Below are 23,678 nucleotides of genomic sequence, written 5' to 3'. Positions count from 1 at the left end.
CTCCTAACGTCGTTGTCGCCGGCGGGCGTCGCCCTGTCGTTCCAGGGCTGGCGGCGTTCCGCACCGGCTTTCGGACGTGATCAAAATCTCCGGTTCCGGCGGCCGCCGGGGGCATGCGGGCGCGAGGTTCGAAGACCTGGCGCCGTGCTGCGGGGCGGCATAATTCTTTCCGCAATGCGGAATGAATTTCCGAAAGCGCGGAAAACATGCCACGTCACCCGGATTTCCGCAATATGGGATGCTTTTCTGATTTGCGAAAAAGCGGCGGATGCGCCTTTATGCTAGTACAAGGTCCGCACCACCCGTCCGCATGCGCCGGAGACGGGCGGGCAGGGCGGCCCGACGAGACGAAGCGCACGGGATAACGTGCGACTTGGGAGGATGTTCTTCGGATGACTCAGGCCGTCCCGATCGTGCGCCGCCGCGGCCGCCCGTCCTCGACCGGCGGCGCCGAGCCCGGCGGCGAGGTGCAGTCGCTCGACCGCGCCATCGCGCTGCTGGAGGTGCTGGCGCGTTCCGACGGCCTGTCGCTCAGCGAGCTGGCGCGCAGCGCCGAACTGCCGACCTCGACCGTGCACCGGCTGCTGACCACGCTGGAGCGGCGCGGGCTGGTGGGACACGATGCCGCCACCGGCTCCTGGATGGTCGGCGTCGGCCTGTTCCGCGTCGGCTCGGCCTATCTGCGCATCCGCAAGCTGCCGGAGATCGCCCGCGCGCTGCTGCGTGAACTCTCGCACGGTGTGAACGAGACGGTGAACCTGTCGCTGATCGACGGGCCGCACCTCATCTGCGTCGCTCAGGTCGAGAGCCATGCGGCGGTGCGTGCCTTCTTCCGCATCGGCGGCGACCTGCCGATCCACGCCTCGGGTGGCGGCAAGGCGATCCTCGCGACGATGAACCCGGAGGCGCGGCGCGCCTGGCTCGGCGACGACCAGCTCCAGCGCTTCACCGAGCATACCCATGTGAGCCGGCGCGCGCTGCAGGCCGACCTCGCCGAGATCGCCGCGCGCGGCTACTCGATCGACGACGAGGAGCACACGCCCGGCATGCGCTGCGTCGCCGCCGCGGTGCTCGACGAATGGCGCGAGCCGGTGGGCGCGATCTCGATCTCGGCCCCGACCGTGCGCATGCCGCCCGAGCGCATCGCCGACCTCGGCGCGCAGGTGCGCGAGGCCGCGGCGCGGCTGACCCTGCGCTATTCAGGAAGGTGAGGGGGCTTTCTGTCCCCCAAGAGGACCTCATCCTGAGGTGCCCGGCCAATGGCCGGGCCTCGAAGGATGCTCCGTCCTGGTGCGCTTGAGCGACCATCCTTCGAGGCTCGCTGCGCTCGCACCTCAGGATGAGGGTGCTCAACGTCAATCTCAGAAGAAACTGGCGGCACGCGATCCCGGATACGGCCTGCGGTCGTTCCGGGATGACGTCTTCGATTGGGGATGACGCCTTTCATCCGCACAAAAAAATGCCGGCGCTCGAAGGAGCGCCGGCAGTCGCCTAGGAGGAACCTAACGTCGGGAAACCCTTCGTGTCGGCTCCGGGAGGCTCGGAGGCCGTTCCCGTCCGCCAAGCGTCCATGTCGCAAGGCTATGTCCGGGAGGGCCGATTGGTTCCGCGGTGGACCGCGAAAGGGCGGCGCCTTGGCGCCACCCCGCATTGCCGAACCGTCGATCAAACGGCCTTGGCGTCGTGCATCGCGGAGATTTCTTCCTGCGAGTAGCCGAGCTGGGCGAGCACTTCGTTGGTGTGCTGGCCGAGCAGCGGCGAGGCGGTGACCTCGACGGTGACGTCCGAGAACTTGATCGGCGAGCCGACGGTCAGGTACTTGCCGAGCTTGGGGTGATCGACCTCGACCACGGTGCCGCTGGCGCGCAGCGACGGGTCGTTGGCGATCTCCTTCATCGACAGCACCGGGGCGCAGGGGATGTCGAACTTGCGCAGGATGTCGATGGCCTCGAACTTCGTCTTGTCGGCGAGCCAGCTCTCGATGAAAGCGAAGATGTCGAAGATCTTGTCCTGGCGCGCCTCGGCGGTGTTGTAGGCCGGGTCGTCGATCCACTCCGGCTTGCCCAGCGCCTTGCAGATCGGCGCCCAGGCATGGCCCTGGATGGTGAAGTAGATGTAAGCGTTCGGGTCGGTCTCCCAGCCCTTGCACTTCAGCACCCAGCCCGGCTGGCCGCCGCCGCCCGCGTTGCCGCCACGCGGCACCACGTCGGAGAACTCGCCGTGCGGGTACTGCGGGTACTCTTCGAGATAGCCCAGCGCGTCGAGGCGCTGCTGGTCGCGCAGCTTGACGCGGCAGAGGTTGAGCACCGAGTCCTGCATGGACACGGCGACCTTCTGGCCCTTGCCGGTCTTGATCTTCTGATGCAGCGCCGTGAGGATGCCGATGGCGAGGTGCATGCCGGTGTTGGAGTCGCCCAGAGCGGCGGCGGAAACGGTCGGCGGACCATCCCAGAAGCCGGTGGTGGAGGCGGCGCCGCCCGCGCACTGCGCGACGTTCTCGTAGACCTTCAGGTCCTCATAGGCGTGGCCTTCCGAGAAGCCCTTCACCGAGGCGAGGATCATGCCCGGGTTGAGCGACTGGATGTGCTCCCAGGTGAAGCCCATGCGGTCGAGGGCGCCGGGGCCGAAGTTCTCGACCATGACGTCCGATTCCTGGATCAGCTTGGTCAGGACTTCCTTGCCCTGCGCCGTCTTGGTGTCGAGCGTCAGCGAGCGCTTATTGGAGTTCAGCATGGTGAAGTAGAGCGCGTCCGCGTCCTTCACATGGCGCAGCTGGTTGCGCGTGACGTCGCCCGCACCGGGGCGCTCGACCTTGATCACATCGGCGCCGAACCAGGCGAGGAGCTGCGTGCAGGCCGGACCGGCCTGGACGTGCGTGAAATCGATGATCTTTATACCTTCGAGCGGCTTAGACATCTCGGTCGACTTCCCTTCTAAGCGTTAACAGTCCGGGCGGAGGCTCACCCTGCCGCCGGATTGAGAATTTCCATCCCTCTCGGATGGAAACACTTCCTTCTCCCCAAGCCCCGGTTCGCATGAACGCGAGGCAACTCCCAGGTGGTGATCGACTCCGGAATTCACGCCTTCTTTTCGTTCACCCTGGATGCAGGCCGCCGGACGAGGGGAATGCCCTTGCCCGGCGGGTCTTCTCCTTCGGGCGCCGCCGCACGGCGCCGCGAATCTCATTCCGCCGCGAGGCGGACCGCCTGGCCGATGGCGCCCGAGGCCTTGATGCGGGCGATCTCGTCGCCGCCAAGCCCGAGCACCTCGGCGAGGATTTCTTCCGTGTGCTCGCCGAGCAGCGGCGAGCGCTCCACCGGCACGTCGTTGTCGGAGAGCTTGATCGGATTGCCGACGGTCAGGTACTTGCCGCGGGTCGGATGGTCGACCTCGACCAGCGTGCCGGTCGCGTAGAGCGACTGGTCCTCGGCGATCTCCTTCATGGACAGCACCGGGCCGCAGGGGATGTCGAGCTCGTTGAGGATCTCCATCGCCTCGAACTTGGTGTGGGCCATGGTCCACGCCTCGATGCGGGTGAAGATCTCGTTGAGGTGCGGCAGGCGGGCCGCCGGCGTCGCGTAAGCCGGGTCGGTCTTCCAGTCCGGCTCGTGGATGACGTCGCAGATCTTGTCCCAGACCGGGCCCTGGGTGATGAAGTAGATATAGGCGTTGGGATCGGTCTCCCAGCCCTTGCACTTCAGGATGCGGCCCGGCTGGCCGCCGCCGGAATCGTTGCCGGCGCGCGGCACCGAATCGCCGAAGGGGATGCCCTCGCCGAACTGGCTGTATTCGCGCAGCGGGCCGCGCTCCAGGCGCTGCTGGTCGCGCAGCTTGACGCGGCAGAAGTTCAGCACCGCGTCCTGCATGGCGCAGAGCACCTTCTGGCCGCGGCCGGTGAGCGTGCGCTGGTAGAGCGCCGTCACGATGCCGAGCGCCAGGTGCAGGCCGGTGCCGGAATCGCCGATCTGGGCGGCGGTGACGAGAGGAAAGCCGTCGCGGAAGCCCGTGGTCGAGGCCGAGCCGCCGGTGCACTGGGCGACGTTCTCATAAACCTTGCAGTCCTCGAACGGGCCGGGGCCGAAGCCCTTGACCGAAGCGAGGATGATGCGCGGGTTCAGCTCCTGGATGCGCTCCCAGCTGAAACCCATGCGGTCCAGGGCGCCGGGGGCGAAATTCTCCACCATCACGTCGCAGCTTTTCACCAGCTCCTCGAGGACCTTCTTGCCCTCGGGGTTCTTGGTGTCGAGCGTTATGGAACGCTTGTTGGCGTTCAGCATGGTGAAGTAGAGGCTGTCCGCGTTGGGGACGTCGCGCAGCTGAGCACGCGTGACGTCGCCCTCGCCGGGGCGCTCTACCTTGATCACATCGGCACCGAACCACGCGAGAAGCTGCGTGCAAGTAGGGCCTGACTGAACATGGGTGAAATCGAGGACGCGAACGCCGTCCAAAGCCTTGCCCATGGGGTTCCTCTCAAGATGACCCGGCGTTTTCCGCCGTTGTGTCGTTGGATAGGGAATGGAACGGGTGGGGCCGTGGCCGCTCCCCACCCGTCCCGGCTCGATTACTTCTTCTTCACGACGCTCTGCGGGTTGAGGCTGCCGATGTTGCCGCTCTCGCTGCCGGCCGCCGGGTCGATCACCGCGTTGATGAGGGTCGGCTTGCCCGAGTCCATGGCCGCGTCGACGGCCTTCTTCAGCTCGTCCGGCGTGGTGACGTGGTAGCCGACGCCGCCGAAGGCCTCCATCATCTTGTCGTAGCGGCTGCCCGGGACGAACACGGTGGTGCCCGGATCGCGGCCGGTCGGGTCAGTGTCGGTGCCGCGGTAGATGCCGTTATTGTTGAAGATGACAACGGTGACCGGCAGGTTGTAGCGGCAGATCGTCTCCACCTCCATGCCGGAGAAGCCGAAGGCCGAGTCGCCCTCGACCGCCAGCACCGGCTTGCCGGTCTCGACCGCCGCGCCGACGGCGAAGCCCATGCCGATGCCCATCACGCCCCAGGTGCCGACGTCCAGGCGCTTGCGCGGCTGGTACATGTCGATGACGCCGCGGGCGAGGTCGAGCGTGTTGGCGCCCTCGTTGACGAGGATGGCGTCCGGACGCTCCTTGATGACCTGCTTCAGCGCGCCGAGCGCCGAGTGGAAGTCCATCGGGGTCGAGTTCTTCAAGAGGCGCTGGGCCATCTTGGAGATATTGACCTCCTTGCGGGCGTTGATTGCGTCGGTCCACTCGGCGGCCGGGGCCTGCCAGCCGGACTTGATGCCGTTGTTCAGGGCCGCGACGACCGAGCCGATGTCGCCGACGAGCGGGGCGACGATCTCGACGTTGGAGTCCATCTCCTTCGGCTCGATGTCGACCTGGATGAACTTCTTGGGCGCGTCACCCCAGGTCTTGCCCTTGCCGTGCGATAGCAGCCAGTTGAGGCGCGCGCCGATCAAGAGGACGACGTCCGCATCCTTCAGCACGGTCGAGCGCGCAGCGCCGGCCGAGAGCGGATGGGTGTCGGGCAGGATGCCCTTGGCCATGGACATCGGCAGGAACGGAATGCCGGAGGTCTCGACGAAGGAGCGGATCTCCTCGTCGGCCTGCGCGTAGGCCGCGCCCTTGCCGAGGATGATGAGGGGCTTCTTGGCCGACTTCAGAACGTCGAGGGCGCGCTTGATCGCAGCCGGGGACGGAAGCTGCTCGGGAGCGGCGTCGATGACCTTGACCAGCGACTTGGTGCCTTCGGCCGCGTCCATCACCTGGGAGAACAGCTTGGCCGGCAGGTCGAGATAGACGCCGCCCGGACGGCCGGAGACCGCGGCGCGGATGGCGCGGGCGACACCGATGCCGATGTCCTGCGCGTGCAGCACGCGGAAGGCAGCCTTGCAGAGCGGCTTGGCGATGGCGAGCTGGTCCATCTCCTCATAGTCGCCCTGCTGCAGGTCGACGATCTCGCGCTCCGAGGAGCCCGAGATGAGGATCATCGGGAAGCAATTGGTGGTGGCATTGGCCAGGGCGGTCAGGCCGTTGAGGAAGCCCGGCGCCGAAACGGTGAGGCAGATGCCCGGCTTCTTGGTGAGGAAGCCGGCGATGGCGGCGGCGTTGCCGGCGTTCTGCTCGTGGCGGAACGAGACGACGCGGATGCCTTCCGCCTGCGCCATGCGGCCCAGATCCGTGATCGGAATCCCGGGCACGCCGTAGATGGTCTCGATACCGTTGAGTTTCAGCGCGTCGATGACGAGGTGGAAACCGTCGGTGAGCTCCTGCTCGACCTCGGCTCCAGCATTCACGTCGATTACCTGTGCGACTGCGGACATCCCGTATTCCCTCCCAAACGTCCTTCGGCGGCTTCTGCCGCCCTAATCTAGGTCTACGTGGCTCTCGACGTGCCGTGCCAGCCGGAGCGTATGGTCTCGTACCAGACGCTCGGCGCGGTCCGCGTCCCGCGCCTCGAGAGCAGAGATGATCTCCAGATGGTCGGCCGCCGAACGCTGCGCCCTATCCATCTCGAAGATCGTGCGATGGCGGATGGCCCGTACATGGAAGAACAGGTTTTCCGTCATCGCGACGAGCATGCTGGAGCCGCTCAGCCGGATCAGCGCCTGGTGGAACGCGATATTCGCCGTCGAATATTCGTCGCACCGATCACGCTCGATCCGGGACAGATCGAACTCCTTGAACAAGCTCCTCAGCTCGGCGATCGCCTCGTCGCTCGCGCGTTGCGTCGCGAGGCGAGCCGCCATGCTTTCCAGTGCCGCCCACGCCTCGATCATCTCGATGATCTCCGGCTTGGAGCGGCGAACCACCATAATTCCCCGCCGGGGCACCGCGCGGAGCAGGCCTTCCTGCTCCAGCATCGCGACCGCCTCGCGGATGGGCGTCCGGCTTGCGCCGAGACGCTCCGAAATATCCCGCTCGTCGAGCAGCATCGGCTCGCTCGAGCCATAGATGTTCATGTTGGTGATGGCTTCCTTGAGAGCGGCGTAGGCCTTGCTCTTGAAGCTCTCCTTGGCCGGCAGGCGCTCGATGGTCAGGCCATTCTCACCGCCTTGCCAGCGCTTGCTCACGACTGCCTTGCTGCTCACGGAAGTGTCCTCTGCGGGCTCTCCGCCGGGGATTTCCGGGAAATTGGCATACCAAATACCAACATGTCAATTCGGTTGTCCCGGTAGAGGGACGATCGAGCTCCCTTTTCCTCAGCGTAAGGGCGTTCCGGCGCGGCGGGCGTAGCTTCGTACCAATGCAAGCTGCCGATCCGCGTTCCATCGCCTCTCGTTGCGTATGCAATATACCACGCCTCCACGGCGCTGGCGAGAGCGGCCGGGCGCGGCTTGCAGCGAACTGCGGGAGAAACGTGCTGGCGTGGAAGACCACGCCGACGTCAGTCGTAGGGACAGGAGGCGGGGTTGCCGTCGCGGTCGGTCCAGATGTCGGCCGGCAGCGAAGGGGCGCGGCGGCAGGTCAGGCCGATGTCGGGATAGGTGGTGGTGTCGGTCGCCGCGCGGGTGCCGACGATGAGGAAGCGCGCCGGCGCCGGGCCCCGATTCTCCAGCGAATGGCCGACGGGCACGCCGGCCCGGAAGGTCGCCGCGTCGCCGGGGCGCAGCAATGTCCGCGTGTCGCCCTCGACGAGGGTGACCTCTCCGTCCAGCACGTAGACCAGCTCGTCCTCCGCGCTGTGCCAGTGCTTGATGGAGGAGCGCGAGCCGGGCGGCAGAATCTCGACGAAGGCGCCGAACTGGGTGAGGCCGCCGGCCTCGCTGATCCACAGCTTGCGGCTGGGGCCGCACGGGTCGCCGGCGCGCGCGTCCTCCGCGATCATGCGGTCGGGCGTGATGGCGGTCATCGGCTCTCTCCCTGCGCGCGAGGCCGGAAGGTCGGCCTGCCCGCCGCCGGGCGGCGAGGGGCCACGTCGGTGTCCGGCCGCGGCCGCGCCCGCCCGGCCGGTCAGAGCGGGAAGCGGCCGTGCTTTTCCACATGGGCGGCGAGGCCCAGCGTATGCTCGCGCACCAGCCGCTCGGCGAGATCGGCGTCGCGCCCGACGAGCGCGGCGATGATGCCCCGGTGCTCCTGCAGCGAACGCTCCGAGCGGTTCTCCTGGCGGATGGAGACGGCGCGGATGCCGCGGATATGGATGAACAGGTTCTCCGTCATCTCCGCAATCATCTCGCAGCCCGAGAGCCGGATGATGGTCTGGTGGAAGCGGATATTGGCGTTCGAGTACTCGTTCATGTGCTCGGCCGGCGCTTCCTCGTCGAAATCGTGGAAGAGCTCGCGCAGCTCGGCGAGGTCGCGGTCGCTGGCGCGGGTGGCGGCGAGGCGCGCCGCCATGCTCTCGAGCGCCGCCCAGACGATGATCATGTCGATGATCTCGCTCTTGGACTTGCGCACCACGAAGATGCCGCGGCGCGGCACCGAGCGCACGAAGCCTTCCTGCTCCAGCACCGTGAGCGCCTCGCGGATGGGCGTGCGGCTGACGCCGAGATCATGCGAGAGCTGGCGCTCGTCGAGCCGGATCTCGCTCTCCTGGCCATACATGTCCATCTCGGTGATGGCCTTCTTGATGGCATCGTAGGCGAGGGTCCGCAGGCTTGTATTCGCGGCCAGCGGAGCAATGTTCAGTCGGGTTTGGGTGTCGGCGCTTTCCACGGGTCGTTTCCTCGTCAGTTTGCACAGCTTGTTGTTCTTGTTGAATACCGCCGCGCCACCGGCGCAGGGCGCCCGGTGGACCGGGCTTTATTCCGGTCGGCTTCCCCGATCATTGGCGATTCTCTTCGGGAAACCGATCCGAACAAGGATCGTATAACACATACAGAATGTCCATTGGCAGCCTTGTGCGGGGCATCCGGGCATAGCGCGCGTTTCCGTGCCGCCCGAACGAGGGGGGCGCCGTTCCGGGATGGTGGGTGCGCCCCCGGCTGACGCAGAGTCCAGCAGGCTTCTGTGCGGAAGGTGCCCCAACGTAATATTCGACAAATATTCCCTATCGTAATGTGACGTTACGTCAGTCATCTTACTGTTAAATGGCGTGCATTCCTGGTATGCAAAATTTTGCATAACCGAAAAACCATAGTATGGTCGCCGCAATGTCGGGTCGTTGCCCTTGCGTGTGCAGCGTGGCCTACGTGCATTCAACAAGAACAACCTAAGATTTCCACACTCATTACGTTGGGAAACGTTCGAGGATAAAATGACATCTGCCGCAACGTCATCCGTGAACAAGACGCGCTGGCTGCAGCTCGTGTTCGGCGTCATCTGCATGTGCATGATCGCCAACATGCAGTATGGCTGGACCTTCTTCGTCAATCCGATGCAGGAGACCCATGGCTGGGATCGCGCGGCGATCCAGGTGGCCTTCTCCATCTTCATCGTCACCGAGACCTGGCTGGTGCCGGTCGAGGGCTGGTTCGTCGACAAGTACGGCCCGCGCGTCGTGGTGCTGTTCGGCGGCGTGCTCTGCGGCCTCGCCTGGGTGCTCAACTCCTACGCCACCACGCTCACCATGCTCTATGTCGGCGCGGCGCTGGGCGGCATCGGCGCCGGCGCGGTCTACGGCACCTGCGTCGGCAATTCGTTGAAGTGGTTCCCCGATCGCCGCGGCCTCGCCGCCGGCATCACCGCCGCCGGCTTCGGCGCGGGCTCGGCGCTGACCGTGATTCCGATCCAGAACATGATCAAGAATCAGGGCTACGAGGCGGCCTTCTTCTACTTCGGCATCGGCCAGGGCATCGTCATCACCGTGCTCGCCCTGTTCCTCGCCGCCCCGAAGAAGGAGCAGATCGCGGCCTTCGCGGTGAACGTCGCCACCAAGGTGGCGCAGTCGGCCCGCGACTTCGCGCCGAAGGAGATGCTCTCCACCCCGCTGTTCTGGGTGATGTACGCGATGTTCGTCATGATGGCCGCCGGCGGCCTGATGGCGACCGCCCAGCTCGGCCCGATCGCCAAGGACTTCGGCATCGCCGACATCCCGGTGAGCCTGATCGGCATCACGCTGCCGGCGCTGACCTTCGCCGCCGCCATCGACCGCGTGCTGAACGGCCTCACCCGCCCGTTCTTCGGCTGGGTGTCGGACCAGATCGGCCGCGAGAACACCATGTTCGTCGCCTTCGCCATCGAGGGCGTCGGCATCTACGCGCTGAGCGTGTTCGGCCAGAACCCGGTGCTGTTCGTCATCCTGACCGGCCTCGTCTTCTTCGCCTGGGGCGAGATCTACTCGCTGTTCCCGGCGATGTGCGGCGACGCCTTCGGCTCGAAGTTCGCCACCACCAATGCCGGCCTGCTCTACACCGCCAAGGGCACGGCGGCGCTGATCGTGCCGTTCACCTCGATCCTCACCACGATGACGGGCAGCTGGCACGCGGTGTTCCTCACCGCCGCCGCGCTGAACATCGTCGCCGCGGTGATGGCGCTGGTGGTGCTGAAGCCGCTGCGGGCCTCGCACGGCAAGCGCACCGCCGAGGGCGCGGCCCGGACGGTGGCCGCCGAATAGGCTGCATCCGCCTCTTTCGTCGTCGCCTTGAGGGCGCGTCTTCGGACGCGCCCTTTTTCTTTGGTGTGGCGATACCGGCCGAATCGCTTGCCTCCTCTTTCGATCCTGAAGAATTGAAAACGTAATCGGTCGCTCTCACACGCGGTGCGGGAGGACGTCATGGTCACGCCCATGCCGGCGTCAGGTCGAATGCTCCGGCATCCATGCGTTACGATTACTTAGCGTCATCGTTAAACGTCTCTTCGACTTCCATGAAAAGGCGCAAGGGAAGGTGCCGACGAGAGGGAATTATCTTTAGCAACGATCAGCGTTGAAAAGTGACAATTAGACGTCGACTTTGAATTTACGTTGCTGTCGAAGAGTCATAAAGGGGAATTGGCATACATAATATTGTCGATTATGATCCTGTCTCAGCGGATCGGTTCCGCAACCCTGCGTCACACGCAAAGCCGGACAGCTCGCGGTGCCGGCGCGGGGGCGGAAGCCGCATCAACCTATTGGGAAAGCATGCCGCGCCAGCGGCCGTCGCGGGAGGCAGAAAGGCCGCCCGCGGCCAACGATAAGCCGGCGCCCGTCCCGTGCGGACGGAGCGACCGCAACAACAAGCCGATCCGCGGCGCTTGATAGATTTGGGAGAGGAGATCGCCCCCGTGAGTACATCCGTCGCGTCGGCCCACGCGCCGACCAACAATCTGCGCTGGATCCAGCTGATCTGCGGCATCGTCTGCATGGTCGCCGCTGCCAACATCCAGTACGCCTGGACCCTGTTCGTCCCCGAGATCACCAAGGAATTCGGCTGGTCGCGCGCGGCGATCCAGACCACCTTCACCATCTTCGTGGTGGTGCAGACCTGGCTGGCGCCGATCGAAGGCTACTTCATCGACAAGTACGGCCCGCGGGTCATGGTGTTCGTCGGCGGCGCCTTCACGGGCCTGTCCTGGATGATCAATTCCTATGCCGACACGCTGACCATGTACTATGTCGGCGCCATCATCGGCGGCATCGGCGTCGGCTGCGTGTATGCCACCTGCATCAACGCCGCGATCAAGTGGTTCCCCGAGAAGCGCGGTCTCGCGGTCGGCCTCACCGCCGGCGGCTACGGCGCCGGTTCGGCGCTGACCATCCTGCCGATCGCCAACATGCTCGCCTCCTCGGGCGTGTCCGAGACCTTCTGGTTCTTCGGCCTCATCCAGGGCAGCGTGATCATGATCGCCGCCCTGTTCCTGAAGGCTCCGCCGAAGGACCTGAAGGGCTCCGACAAGGTCGCCCAGTCCCGCCGCGACTACACCCTGCCGGAAGCCCTGCGCACTCCGGTGTTCTGGGTGCTCGGCGCCATGTTCATCGGCACCGTCACCGGCGGCCTGATGGCCGTCGCCCAGCTCGGCGTCATCGCCGAGGACCTCGGTGTGAAGAACTTCCAGGTGAACGTTTACTTCTTCACCATGGCGGCTCTGCCCTTCGCGCTGATGCTCGACCGCATCCTGAACGGCATCTCTCGCCCGCTGTTCGGCTGGATCTCCGACCATATCGGCCGTGAGAAGACCATGTTCGTCGCCTTCACCATGGAAGGCCTCGGCATCGTCGCGCTCGGCACCTTCGGCCACAATCCGTGGGCGTTCCTCATCCTCTCGGGCATGGTGTTCCTGGCCTGGGGTGAAGTGTACTCGCTGTTCTCGGCCACCACCGCCGACACCTTCGGCACCAAGAACGTCGCCAAGATCTACGGCGTGCTCTACTGCGCCAAGGGCGTGGCGGCGCTGCTTGTCCCGTTCGGCAACATCCTGATGGAGCTCACCGGCACCTGGTCGTCCGTGCTCTACACGGTCGCCGCCATGGACCTCTCCGCCGCCTTCTGCGCCCTGCTGGTGCTGCGGCCGATGCTGGTGAAGCACCACGCCGCCAACGCGGTATGGGCGAAGGAAAACGGCATCACCCTGGCGCCGGCTCCGGCCGGCGGGCACTGAGTCCGAACTCGTCCGACGTCGTCCCGGACGCCGCGCGAGCGGCGATCCGGGATCGCTCGGGAACCATCGAGGGCCTCCTCCGGGAGGCCCTTTTTTCTTGGGCTATTCCGCCTCGCGCGGGATGGCGAGCGCGAGGTCGGCGAGGAAGCCGACTTTCAGGCTGGCACTGGCGCCGAGGCCGGCCAGCGCCTCCGCGCCGAACCAGCGCGCTTCGAGGGCGTCATCGGCCGCCACGCCTTCGCCGGTGCGCCAGCGGCACAGCACCGCGATCATCGCGAAATGATGGGCGAGGGCGCCCGCCGGATCATGCTCGATGAAGTCGAGCACGGTGATGAGGCGCGGCGAATCGGCCTCGATGCCGGTCTCCTCGCCGAGCTCGCGCAGCGCCGCCTCGAGATGGGTCTCGCCCATCTCCATGCGCCCGCCGGGAAAGCCCCACAGCCCCTGGTCCGGCGGATTGGCCCGCCGCACCAGCAGCACCTCGCCGCCGCGCTCGACCACGGCGAGGACAGCGGGGATAGGGCGTACGGGGGACATGGCGCGTTCCGGATTGCTGGAGGCGGCGAGGGTAGGGGGAATCTGCCGAAGAGTCTTTGCCTCGTACCCTCATCCCGGATCGCCCTGCGGGCGTCCGGGATGAGGGTTGATGAGACCGCTACTCCGCCGCCGGGGCGTCGCGATAGATTTGCCCGCCGCCGGCGCGGAAGGCCTCGCTCATCTCGGCCATGCCCCGCTCCGCCTCCGCGGCCTTGGCCGTATCGCGGATCTCCTGGCTGATCTTCATCGAGCAGAATTTCGGCCCGCACATGGAGCAGAAATGCGCCAGCTTGTGCGCCTCCTTCGGCAGCGTCTCGTCGTGGAAGGCGGTCGCCGTGTCGGGATCGAGCGCCAGGTTGAACTGGTCCTGCCAGCGGAACTCGAAGCGCGCGCGGGAGAGCGCGTCGTCCCAGGCCCGCGCCAGCGGATGACCTTTGGCGAGGTCGGCGGCGTGGGCAGCGATCTTATAGGTGATCACCCCGGTCTTCACGTCGTCGCGGTTGGGCAGGCCGAGATGCTCCTTGGGCGTGACGTAGCAGAGCATCGCCGTGCCGAACCAGCCGATCATCGCCGCGCCGATGGCTGAGGTGATGTGGTCGTAGCCCGGCGCGATGTCGGTGGTCAGCGGGCCGAGCGTGTAGAACGGCGCCTCGCCGCAGGCCGCGAGCTGCTTGTCCATATTGGCCTTGATCTTGTGCATCGGCACATGGCCGGGGCCCTCGATCATCACCTGGCAGTCGTTCTCCCAGGCGATCTTCGTCAGTTCGCCCAGCGTCTCCAGCTCGGCGAACTGCGCCGCGTCGTTGGCATCGGCGATGGAGCCGGGGCGCAGCCCGTCGCCGAGCGAGAAGGTGACGTCATAGGCCCGCATGATCTCGCAGATCTCGGCGAAATGCTCGTAGAGGAAGCTCTCGCGGTGATGGGCGAGGCACCACTTGGCCATGATCGAGCCGCCGCGCGAGACGATGCCGGTGACGCGGTTGGCCGTCAGCGGCACGAAGGGCAGGCGCACGCCGGCATGGATGGTGAAATAATCGACGCCCTGCTCGGCCTGCTCGACGAGGGTATCGCGGAAGATCTCCCACGAGAGCTCCTCGGCGACGCCGCCGACCTTCTCCAGCGCCTGGTAGATCGGCACGGTGCCGATCGGCACCGGCGCGTTGCGCACGATCCATTCGCGGATGTTGTGGATATTGCGCCCGGTCGAGAGGTCCATCACCGTATCGGCGCCCCAGCGGATCGCCCACACCATCTTGTCCACCTCGTCGGCGACCGAGGAGGTGACGGCCGAATTGCCGATATTGGCGTTGATCTTGACCAGGAAATTGCGGCCGATGGCCATCGGCTCCAATTCGCCATGGTTGATGTTGGCGGGGATGACGGCGCGCCCGCGCGCCACCTCGTCGCGCACGAATTCCGCCGTCACCACGTCGGGGATCGACGCGCCGAAATCCTCGCCATCGCGGACGATCTCACCCATGCGCTCGCGCAGGCCGTTCTCGCGGATGGCGACATATTCCATCTCCGGCGTGACGATGCCGGCCCGCGCATAGGCCATCTGCGTGACCGCGCCGCTCTTCGCCCGCAGCGGGCGGCGGCGGAGCGGGAAGGGCGCGACGAGCTTGTCGTCGCCGACATTGCCGTTGTCCTCCGGCTTCACGTCACGGCCGTCATATTCCTCGACGTCGCCGCGGGCGCGCACCCAGGCGTCACGCGGGCGGACGAGACCGGCCTCGATGTCGATGACGGCATCCTCGTCCGTATAGGGGCCGGAGGCGTCATAGACCGCGAGGTCGGGTTCCCCCGCGCCGGGCGCGAGCAGGATTTCCCGGAAGGGCACGCGGAAGCCCCGCGCCGGGCATTCGGCATAGAGGCGGCGCGAGCCGGGAATCGGCCCGGTGGCGACGTTCTTCGGATTCTTGGTCAGCATGGTGGATCTCCTGAACCATTGGTTGCGGAGATCCGGGCTCAATGACGTTGGGGGATAATGGCGATGCCACCCTGCGCGAGGCGCAATTGCGGCACGGACGACGCCATCAGGTTCCGATCCCTTCGCCGGCATGACCCGGATCAGGTTCGAAGGGTCATCGCGTTGCCTTCCGGCCGGCGATCTCTCAGCCCCCTAGCGGGGCTCCCCTTGGAACGGGTCGATTGTCGGCCCAAGCCGGCGGCGAAGTCAATTCGCGCCCGCGCCCGTCACCCCGACGCTGCCGCATTTCCTGTAGATTGCTGATTCGCGAGGAACGACGCTCAACGATCCGGGGGAATGCATGCGCAGCCTGAAGACCCTGTTCCGGCGGGCCGCTTTTGCGGCGGCGCTCGCCGCGCCTTTCGCCGTGCCGGCCGCGGCGCTCGCCCAGCAGAGCTGCGGCAATAACGGTGCCGGCTTCGACCAGTTCATAGCGGGCTTCAAGCAGCAGGCGGTGGCGCAGGGCGTCTCGCCGCGTACCGTGGCGACGGCGCTGAACGGCATCGCCTATGCCCCCGACATCGTCGCCACCGATCGCGGGCAGAAGGTGTTCGGCCAGAGCTTCTTCCAGTTCTCCGACCGCATGGTCGCGAATTATCGCATCCAGCAGGGCCGCCAGCAGATCCAGCGCAATCCGGCGCTATTCCAGCGCATCGAGCAGCAATTCGGCGTGCCCGGCGCGGTGCTGGTCTCTTTCTGGGGGCTGGAGACCGATTTCGGCGCCAATATGGGCGACAAGTCGACCATCCGCTCGGTGGCGACGCTGGCCTGGGACTGCCGGCGCGCCGACGTCTTCCGCACCCAGCTTCTGGCGGCGCTGAAGATTATCGACCGCGGCGACCTCACCCCGCAGACCATGCGCGGGCCATGGGCGGGCGAGCTCGGCCAGTTCCAGTTCCTGCCTGACCATTATTTCAACTACGGCGTCGACTTCGACGGCGACGGGCGGGTCGATCTGATCCGCTCGGCGCCGGACGCGCTGGCCTCTGCCGCCAATTACATCCGCGCGCTCGGCTGGAAGGCCGGCCAGCCCTGGCTGGAGGAAGTGCGGGTGCCGCAAAACCTGCCCTGGGACCAGGCGGACCTCGCCATCAAGCTGCCGCGCGCGCAGTGGGCGCGCATGGGCGTGATGCGCGCCGGCGGCGGGCAATTGCCGGCCGACCAGCTTCCCGCCTCGCTGCTGCTGCCGATGGGCCGCAACGGCCCGGCCTTCCTCGCTTATCCGAATTTCGATGTTTTCACCGAGTGGAACAACTCGCTGGTCTACGCCACCTCGGCCGCCTATCTCGCCACCCGCGTGACCGGCGCCGGGCCGTTCAACCGCGGGCAGGGCAAGGCCATTCCGGTGCTGTCCATGGCGCAGGTGGTGGAGCTGCAGCGCCTGCTCAATGCGCGCGGCCATCATGTCGGGCGGGTCGACGGTATCGTCGGCGCGGCGACGCGGCAGGCGATCCGCACCGAGCAGATGCGCCTGGGCATGCCGGCCGATTCCTATCCGACGGTGGAACTGGTCACGGCGCTCCGCGCGGGGCGGTGAACGCAAGCTTGTAGAGACGTCATCCCGGGCGGCCGACAGGCCGATCCGGGATCGCTTGAAGGAAGAGAGAGGGACGCGATCCCGGCTCGCCTCTGGCGCACCCTCATCCTGAGGTGCGAGCGCAGCGAGCCTCGAAGGATGGTCGTTGAGGCGCGCTCGGATGAGCATCCTTCGAGGCCCGGCTGATGCCGGGCACCTCAGGATGAGGGTTGTCTGGAGTGAACGGGAGAAGGCCGTCCGTCACAGCACCGGCACGCCGTGCTGCTTGGCCTTGGCTTCCGGCTCGACGTGGATGGTGACGAGCACGTCGGCCACTTCGGCCTCCAGCGCGTCCTCGATGCGGTCGCAGATCGTGTGTGCCTCGCTCACCGGCATGTCGCCGGGCACGACGAGGTGGAAGTCGACGAAGATCGTCCGCCCCGCCTGCCGGGTGCGCAGGTCGTGCGCCTCGATGGCGCCGGTCGCCTCGGCGGCGATGATGCGGCGGATGCGCGAGAGCGTGTCGGCCGGTACCGCCTGATCGAGCAGCCCGCCGACGCTCTCCTTCAGCACCGACCAGCCCGACCACAGGATGTTGAGTGCCACCAGCCCGGCGAGGATGAGGTCGAGCCGCGCCCAGCCGGACATGGCGGCGACCGCGACGCCCGCCAGCACGCCGGCGGAGGAGACGACGTCGGTCATCAGGTGACGCCCGTCGGCGGTCAGTGCCGGCGAGCGCAGGCGCCGTCCCTCGCGCAGCAGCACGACGCACCAGATCGCGTTGACCACGCCGGCGGCGGCGTTGACCAGCAGCCCGCGCAGCGGCGCGTCGAGCGGGTGCGGGTCCTGCCAGCCCAGATAGACCTCGCGGAAGATCGAGATGGCGGCGACGACGATCAGCACGCCGACGATGACGGCGGAGAAATATTCCGCCTTGGCATAGCCATAGGGGTGGGCGGCGTCGGCCGGCTTGGCACTCACGCGCAGCGCCAGCACGGCGGCGACGGAGGTCCCGACGTTGACGATGCTTTCCAGCGCATCCGAATAGAGCGCGATGCTGCCGGTGAGCAGGAAGGCGACGTATTTCAGCCCCAGCACCAGAAGGCTGACGCCGACATTGATCAGCGCGATCCGCGAAGTCTGAGCCATCTGCGCCGCATACCCCTTCCGGCGCTGCGCGCGCCCTCGGCCGAGGCCTTAGTCGGTCGTGACCCCAAAATCAAGCAACCGCAAGGGTTTGCAAGTCATTCGCAGAAGCGTTCGCAGGCCGCTTCGTATTGCCCGTCAGGCGTTGGCGTGGCGGGGCAGGATGGCGCCGCGGTGGCGGATGACGCGGCCGGCGAGCGCATGGCCGGCCTCGGCCGCCGGGAGGGGCGCCTGGCCGTCAAGGCGGGCGGCGAGGTAGGCGGCGTTGAAGCTGTCGCCTGCCGCCGTCGTGTCGACCGGCTCCACCGGCTGCGGGATCGGCACGAACTGCGCCGCGCCGCCATTCACCACCAGCGCGCCCTCGGCGCCGTTCTTCACGACGATCTCCTGGACGCCGAAGGTAGCGAGCCGCTCGGCGGTGGCGGCGGGCGAGCCGTCGCCCCACAGCAGCACCTCGTCGTCGAAGGTAGGCAGGGCGATGGAGGTGCGCTTGAGCGCCTGCGCATAGACGGTGCGGGCGCGGACGAGGTCGCCCTTCCAGTTGATCGGGCGGAAATTGCCGTCGAACACGATGCGCGCGCCGCGCTCGCGGGCGAATTCCAGCGTCGCGAACAGCCGGCCGAGGCCGGTGTTGGAATAGAGCGAGAGGGTGATGCCCGAGAGGTAGATCAGGCTCGCCTCGACGATAGCCTCGGCGACGGCCTCCCAGCCCGGCAGCTCGAACAGCTCGCGCGCCGGCGCGCTGTCGCGCCAATAGGTGAAGGAGCGCTCGCCCTGGCCGTCGGTGTCGATGAGGTAGAGCCCGGCGGTGCGCCCCGGCACGCGCAGCATGAGCTGCGTCTCGATGCCCTCGCCCTGCGCCGAGCCGCGGATCTGCTCGGAATAGCGATCGTCGCCGAGCGCCGTCGCATAGGCGGTCTCGACGCCGGCGCGGGCGAGATAGACGGCGGTGTTGAAGGTGTCGCCGCCGATCGATTGGCCGAAGCGGCCGTCCGCGCCGCGCGACAGTTCCACCATCACTTCGCCGATGGAGACGACTTTCGCCATGGCGTTCCTCCGCTCTGTCCTGCCTTCGACCTCGGACCGATTCCTGGCCGAAATCGCGGGCAGCCTCGCCCCATTTGCTGCCCGGGGCAAGCGAACGGGGGCGGAGTACCGCCGCCGTCCACCGGAGGAGCTGTCAGGAATTCAGAGCTGGACGCCGCGGGTCAGTGCGCCGTCGACGACGAGGTTGGTGCCATAGACGAAGCTTGCCGCCGGGCTCGCCAGGAAGACGGCGGCGTTGGCGATCTCCTGCGGCGTCGCCATGCGGCCGGTGGGATTGAGCGCCAGCGCCTCGGCGAACAGCGTCGGATTGGTGTCTTCGATGCTGTTCCAGACGCCACCCGCGAAATAGGTGTTGCCGGGCGAGACCGTGTTGGCGCGGATCTTCTTCGGCGCGAGGCTGAAGGCGAGGCCCTGCGTGTAGTGGACCAGCGCCGCCTTGAAGACGCCGTAGGGGCCGGAGGCGAAGTCGATCTCGCGGCCGGAGACCGAGGAGATGGTGACGATGGAGGCGGCCGCGCTCTTTTCCAGATAGGGCAGGGCGGCGTTGACCAGCCGCACCGTGCCCATGAGGTCGGTGTCGAAGCCCTTCTTCCAGCTCTCCTCGTCATGGCCGATGGCCAGCGCACTGACATTGGCCACGACGATGTCGAGGCCGCCGAGCATCTCGGCCGCTTCCTCGACGAAGGCCGCCAGCGCCAGCCCGTCGGAAACGTCGGTGCCCGCGCCATAGGCGGTGATCCCGCTTTCGGCGAGCTTCGCCGCGGTGGCCTGCGCCTCGGCGGCGTTGCGGCTGCAGATGGCGACATGGCAGCCCTCGGCGGCGAGCGTCTGCGCGATGGCGAGGCCGATGCCCTTGGTGCCTCCGGTGACGATTGCACGCAGTCCTTTCAGTCCGAGGTCCATCTGTCGTTGTCCTTCGTTGCGGGGAGGCAGGCCGGCAATGCAACGACGGGGCCAAAGGTGGCCACCGCCGTCCACGCCGGCTAGGGCGTGATCTCGATGATGCGCGGGGTGCCGGCCGGCATTGCCGAGGCGGGTGGTACCTCGGCGGCGGGTGCCGCCGGGGCGAGCTCGGTTTCCTTGGCCTCTTCAGGGGGCAGTTCCGGCCAGCCGCCCGCGGGGGCGTAGCGGTCCTCGAGGTCGTGCACGCGCAGATCGTTCTGGGTGATCAGGCAGACCATCCGCTGTTCCAGCATGCCGATGCCGCCGAGGCGGCCGCCGACGCCGTGCGCGGCGCCGTCGCCCTCGAAGGGCGCGATGCTCTGGCATTCGAAGTTGCGCCATTGCACGAAGCGGCTCTGCGCTTCCTCGAACAGCGCGCGCCAGCGCCTGCGCTGCGCCGGCTGCAGGTCCTCGCGCGCGTCGATCGCCGCCTGAGCGCCGGCGACGCTGCGCGCGAGCTTGCGCTCGCTGTCCTTCTGGCGGGCGTTGAGGCAGTCGAGATAGGTGCGCGGGTCGGTGCCGTCATGGGTGCAGCCCGTCGGCACATGAGCACGGGCAGCGGACTCCGATCCGACGAGCGCGAGCGCCGCGAGGATCACCGTAACGGCGAGGCGTGCCATTCCCGCTGTCGTCCCCTCATGCCGCGCGCGCCTCGCCCAGGAAGGCGCCCATGCGTTCGAGCGCGCGAGCGATGTTCTCCGCCGAATTCGCATAGGACAGCCGGATATAGCCTTCGCCGAAGATGCCGAAGTCCGGCCCGCCTATGGTGGCGACTCCCGCCTCGTCCAGCAAGGCCGCGGCGAGCTTTTTCGCCGAGCTCCAGCCGGTGCCGGAGATGTTGGGGAAGGCATAGAAGGCGCCCTTAGGCACGGCGCAGGAAATGCCCGGCAGGGCGTTGAGCCCTTCCACCACGAGGTGCCGTCGCCGGTCGAACTCCGCCACCATCTGCGCCACGCAATCCTGCGGGCCGGTCAGCGCGGCGAGCGCGCCGTACTGGGCGGGAGCGTTGACGCAGGACCAGGCATTGACCGCGAGCTTGCGCGCGGCCTCGAACAGCCCTTCCGGCCACAGCGCCCAGCCGAGCCGCCAGCCGGTCATGGCATAGGTCTTGGACCAGCCATTGAGCAGGATCAGCCGGTCGCGGATCTCAGGGTAGGAGAGCAGCGTGGTGTGCGCCTCCCCGTCGAACAGGAACTGGTCATAGATCTCGTCGGAGAGGATGGCGACGTGCGGGTGCTTCTCCAGCCCGGCGACGAAAGCGTCGATCTCGGCCTTCGGCGTCACACCGCCGGTCGGGTTGGCGGGCGAGTTGAGGATGACGAGCCGCGTCTTCGGCGTGATCAGCGCAAGCGCCTCCTGCGCCGAGAAGCCGAAGCCGTTCTCCTCGCGGATCGGCACCGGCACCGGGGTGGCGCCGGTGAATTCGATCATCGAGCGGTAGATGGGAAAGCCCGGATCGGGATAGAGGATCTCGGCGCCCGGCTCGCCCAGCATCAATATGGCGCTGAACATGGTCACCTTGCCGCCCGGCACGATCACCACCTTGCCCGGATCGATCTCGGTGCCGAAGCGGCGGTGCACGTCGGCGGCGACCGCCGTGCGCAGCGGCTCGATGCCGACCGAAGGCGTATAGCCGTGATGGCCGTCGCGCAGCGCCTTGATCGCCGCCTCGACGATATGCGGCGGGGTCGGGAAGTCCGGCTGGCCGATGCCCAGATTGATGATGTCGCGGCCCTGCGCGGCGAGAGCGGCGGCCCGCGCCAGCACGGCGAAGGCATTCTCCTCGCCGATACGGTCGAAGGCGGCGATCGGGTGGAGCGGAGAGCGGGCGGCTGACGTCATCGGTTCCTCGCGAAGCTGCCTCCGGGTCGGCTTTCCCGGTGGCCCTGGCGCATCAAAGCGCTTGCAGTCTTTGCATTCCTGTCACATGGGACGGCGTGTGGTTCAAGGGCCAGCTCATGGCCGAGGCGCGAAGCGGGTGACGTGCTCATGAACATGCGGGAAGGTTCGCCGCCGGTCGGCGAGGTGGTCGATACGACGCCGGCGCCGCGGCCCGCGCGCATCGCGCTCACCGGGCGGCACGTCGACATCGTGCCCTTCGACGTGGCCGTGCACGGGCCGGATCTCTATGCCGCCAGCCACGGGCCGGAGCGGGAGGCGCTGTGGGCCTATCTCGGCGCCGGTCCCTTCGCGGATTACGAGGCGTTCGAGACCTATTACCGCGCCGCCGCCGAGCGCGAGGACCCGCTGCTCTTCGCCATCCTCGACAAGTCCGGCCAGGCGGTCGGTCACGCCACCTATATGCGCATCGACACCGCGAACCGGGTGATCGAGGTCGGCAATATCCTCTACACGCCCGCGCTGATGCGCACGCCGGCCGGCACCGAGACCATGTACCTGATGGCGAGGCACGTCTTCGAGACGCTGGGCTACCGGCGCTACGAATGGAAGTGCAACGCGCTCAACGCCCCCTCGCGCCGCGCCGCCGAGCGCTATGGCTTCCGCTTCGAGGGGCTCTTCCGCCACCACATGATCGTCAAGGGCCGCAATCGCGACACCGCCTGGTTCTCCATCCTGTCGGAGGAATGGCCGCAGGTCGCGGTGGCGATGGAAGCCTGGCTGGCGCCGGAGAATTTCGACGAGGAAGGGCACCAGTTCGTCCCGCTCGCCACGCTCAACGCGCGCAAGCTCGAGGTCGAGGACAAGGTGCTGCGCCGGGCCGACCTCTCCGACCTCGCCGCCGTCGAGGCGCTGCAGAAGGCGGCCTATGCCGGCAACCGTATCCTGCTCGGCGTCGAGCCGGTGCCGCTGCTGTGGGATTATGCCCGCGTCTTCCGGGACCGCGAGGTGTGGATGCTCGACGGACCTGACGGGCTCGCCGGGGTGCTGATCCTCGAGGCGCGCGCGGACGACCTGCTCACCGACAGCATTGCCACGTCCCCCGAGGCGCACGGCAAGGGCTACGGCAACCTGCTGCTGGCGGCGGGCGAGGCGCGTGCCCGCACGCTCGGCCGGCGCACCGTGCGGCTTTATACCGGCGAGCCGCTTTCGGCCAACATCCATTGGTACCGGCGCAAGGGCTACGCCATCGAGCGGGTCGAGCAACTGCCTGACCGCCGGTTGGTGCATATGGTCAAGGCGGTGGGGTGAGGGGGCACTCCGACGGGCTTTCCTTGCGCCGGGCGGCGGATGGCTTACATTCGGCAAATCTCGCATTCGCGACGGGTTGAGTTTCTGGACTTCAGACGATGAGCTATGTGGAGGCGGCCGGCGCGCCGCTGCGCAAGACCGGTCATATCAAGCTGCACGGCCCGGAAGGGTTCGCCGGCATGCGCAAGGCGGGGCAACTCGCCGCGCAGGCGCTCGATCTCGTGCACGAAATGGTGGAGCCGGGCGTTTCCACCGACGCCATCGACAAGCTGGTGTTCGACTTCGCCATGGACCACGGCGTGTATCCGGCGACGCTGATGTATCGCGGCTACCGCAAGTCCACCTGCACCTCGATCAATCATGTCGTCTGCCACGGCATCCCCAACGAGAAGCCGCTGCGCGAGGGCGACATCGTCAATGTCGACGTGACGCTGATCGTCGACGGCTGGCACGGCGATTCCAGCCGCATGTATGCGGTGGGCGAGATTCCGCGCCGGGCCGAGCGGCTGCTCGAAGTCACCTATGAATCGATGATGCGCGGCATCGCCGAGATCCGTCCCGGCGCGCATGTCGGCGACATCGGCGCGGCGATCCAGGAATTCGTCGAGCCGTTCCACATGAGCGTGGTGCGCGATTTCTGCGGCCACGGCCTCGGCCAGCTGTTCCACGACGAGCCCAACGTCGTCCATGTAGGCCGCCGCGGCGACGGGCCGGAGCTGCTGCCCGGCATGATCTTCACCGTTGAGCCGATGATCAATCTCGGCCGCCCGCATGTGAAGGTGCTGTCCGACGGCTGGACCGCGGTGACCCGCGACCGCTCGCTTTCGGCGCAGTTCGAGCATTCGGTCGGCGTCACCGAGACGGGGGTCGAGATCTTCACCCTTTCCCCGAAGGGCTACGACAAGCCGATCTTCCAGAACGCCTGACCGACGCG

19 protein-coding genes and 1 riboswitch are annotated in these 23,678 nt (G+C 67.1%); of the genes, 6 read left to right on the top strand and 13 right to left on the bottom strand.

The features are described 5' to 3' along the window. The first annotated feature begins 392 nt into the window (after positions 1–392). Entirely contained in the window at positions 393–1,211 is an 819-nt protein-coding gene (locus SNOV_RS14795; protein ID WP_013167761.1) for an IclR family transcriptional regulator, read from the top strand. A 454-nt stretch (positions 1,212–1,665) separates the two neighbouring features. Here the strand turns inward: SNOV_RS14795 and frc (SNOV_RS14790) are convergent, their stop codons facing one another. From frc (SNOV_RS14790) to SNOV_RS14765, 6 genes are all read right to left on the bottom strand, one after another. Then, positions 1,666–2,916 (bottom strand): formyl-CoA transferase, encoded by a 1,251-nt coding sequence (frc, locus tag SNOV_RS14790; protein ID WP_013167760.1) that lies wholly within the window; start codon positions 2,914–2,916, stop codon positions 1,666–1,668. 266 nt (positions 2,917–3,182) lie between these two features. Beyond that, entirely contained in the window at positions 3,183–4,460 is a 1,278-nt protein-coding gene (gene frc, locus SNOV_RS14785) for a formyl-CoA transferase (protein WP_013167759.1), read from the bottom strand. Positions 4,461–4,561: 101 nt separating this feature from the next. Then, entirely contained in the window at positions 4,562–6,301 is a 1,740-nt protein-coding gene (gene oxc, locus SNOV_RS14780; protein ID WP_013167758.1) for an oxalyl-CoA decarboxylase, read from the bottom strand. 42 nt (positions 6,302–6,343) lie between these two features. Then, the gene (locus SNOV_RS14775) at positions 6,344–7,069 is read right to left on the bottom strand and encodes a GntR family transcriptional regulator (protein ID WP_013167757.1); all 726 of its coding nucleotides are present in this window, start codon (positions 7,067–7,069) and stop codon (positions 6,344–6,346) included. Positions 7,070–7,365: 296 nt separating this feature from the next. After that, positions 7,366–7,830 (bottom strand): cupin domain-containing protein, encoded by a 465-nt coding sequence (locus SNOV_RS14770; protein ID WP_013167756.1) that lies wholly within the window; start codon positions 7,828–7,830, stop codon positions 7,366–7,368. A gap of 101 nt (positions 7,831–7,931) precedes the next feature. Then, positions 7,932–8,633 carry a GntR family transcriptional regulator gene (locus tag SNOV_RS14765; RefSeq protein WP_013167755.1) on the bottom strand — a complete coding sequence of 234 codons (702 nt, stop codon included), beginning with the start codon at positions 8,631–8,633 and terminating at the stop codon, positions 7,932–7,934. 541 nt (positions 8,634–9,174) lie between these two features. Here SNOV_RS14765 and oxlT (SNOV_RS14760) point away from each other — a divergent pair. After that, positions 9,175–10,473 (top strand): oxalate/formate MFS antiporter, encoded by a 1,299-nt coding sequence (gene oxlT / locus SNOV_RS14760; RefSeq protein WP_013167754.1) that lies wholly within the window; start codon positions 9,175–9,177, stop codon positions 10,471–10,473. Between the two features lie 650 nt (positions 10,474–11,123). After that, positions 11,124–12,437 (top strand): oxalate/formate MFS antiporter, encoded by a 1,314-nt coding sequence (oxlT, locus tag SNOV_RS14755; RefSeq protein WP_013167753.1) that lies wholly within the window; start codon positions 11,124–11,126, stop codon positions 12,435–12,437. 102 nt (positions 12,438–12,539) lie between these two features. Here the strand turns inward: oxlT (SNOV_RS14755) and SNOV_RS14750 are convergent, their stop codons facing one another. Continuing rightward, positions 12,540–12,974 carry an NUDIX hydrolase gene (locus tag SNOV_RS14750; protein ID WP_013167752.1) on the bottom strand — a complete coding sequence of 145 codons (435 nt, stop codon included), beginning with the start codon at positions 12,972–12,974 and terminating at the stop codon, positions 12,540–12,542. Between the two features lie 118 nt (positions 12,975–13,092). Next, entirely contained in the window at positions 13,093–14,904 is a 1,812-nt protein-coding gene (gene thiC, locus SNOV_RS14745; protein WP_013167751.1) for a phosphomethylpyrimidine synthase ThiC, read from the bottom strand. A 100-nt stretch (positions 14,905–15,004) separates the two neighbouring features. Next, a riboswitch (TPP riboswitch) is annotated at positions 15,005–15,122 on the bottom strand. 122 nt (positions 15,123–15,244) lie between these two features. Between thiC and SNOV_RS14740 the strand changes: the two genes are divergently transcribed. Further along, a complete protein-coding gene (locus tag SNOV_RS14740; protein ID WP_013167750.1) occupies positions 15,245–16,480 on the top strand; it encodes a lytic murein transglycosylase in 1,236 nt (411 codons plus the stop codon). Between the two features lie 240 nt (positions 16,481–16,720). Here the strand turns inward: SNOV_RS14740 and SNOV_RS14735 are convergent, their stop codons facing one another. From SNOV_RS14735 to SNOV_RS14715, 5 genes are all read right to left on the bottom strand, one after another. After that, a complete protein-coding gene (locus SNOV_RS14735) occupies positions 16,721–17,608 on the bottom strand; it encodes a cation diffusion facilitator family transporter (protein WP_013167749.1) in 888 nt (295 codons plus the stop codon). A gap of 135 nt (positions 17,609–17,743) precedes the next feature. Beyond that, positions 17,744–18,652 (bottom strand): sugar kinase, encoded by a 909-nt coding sequence (locus SNOV_RS14730; protein WP_013167748.1) that lies wholly within the window; start codon positions 18,650–18,652, stop codon positions 17,744–17,746. Positions 18,653–18,793: 141 nt separating this feature from the next. Continuing rightward, positions 18,794–19,555, bottom strand: coding sequence for an SDR family NAD(P)-dependent oxidoreductase (locus tag SNOV_RS14725; protein ID WP_013167747.1), 762 nt, complete (start codon positions 19,553–19,555; stop codon positions 18,794–18,796). 80 nt (positions 19,556–19,635) lie between these two features. Beyond that, positions 19,636–20,214, bottom strand: a complete 579-nt coding sequence (locus SNOV_RS14720; protein ID WP_013167746.1) for a lysozyme inhibitor LprI family protein — start codon at positions 20,212–20,214, stop codon at positions 19,636–19,638. 16 nt (positions 20,215–20,230) lie between these two features. Then, positions 20,231–21,436, bottom strand: a complete 1,206-nt coding sequence (locus SNOV_RS14715) for a pyridoxal phosphate-dependent aminotransferase (protein ID WP_013167745.1) — start codon at positions 21,434–21,436, stop codon at positions 20,231–20,233. A 147-nt stretch (positions 21,437–21,583) separates the two neighbouring features. On the opposite strand from SNOV_RS14715, the gene SNOV_RS14710 reads away from it, so the two are divergent. Next, positions 21,584–22,744: a GNAT family N-acetyltransferase gene (locus SNOV_RS14710; RefSeq protein WP_013167744.1), complete on the top strand. Its 1,161-nt coding sequence runs from the start codon at positions 21,584–21,586 to the stop codon at positions 22,742–22,744. Between the two features lie 98 nt (positions 22,745–22,842). Then, on the top strand, positions 22,843–23,670 hold the full coding sequence (gene map, locus SNOV_RS14705; protein WP_013167743.1) for a type I methionyl aminopeptidase: 828 nt from the start codon (positions 22,843–22,845) through the stop codon (positions 23,668–23,670). Positions 23,671–23,678 lie beyond the last annotated feature (8 nt).

The sequence above is a fragment of the Ancylobacter novellus DSM 506 genome, from assembly GCF_000092925.1.
GTDB classification, from domain to species: Bacteria; Pseudomonadota; Alphaproteobacteria; order Rhizobiales; family Xanthobacteraceae; genus Ancylobacter; species Ancylobacter novellus.
The sequence above is the reverse complement of the archived record's forward strand: the minus strand, read 5'-3'. Positions and strand labels throughout refer to the sequence as shown.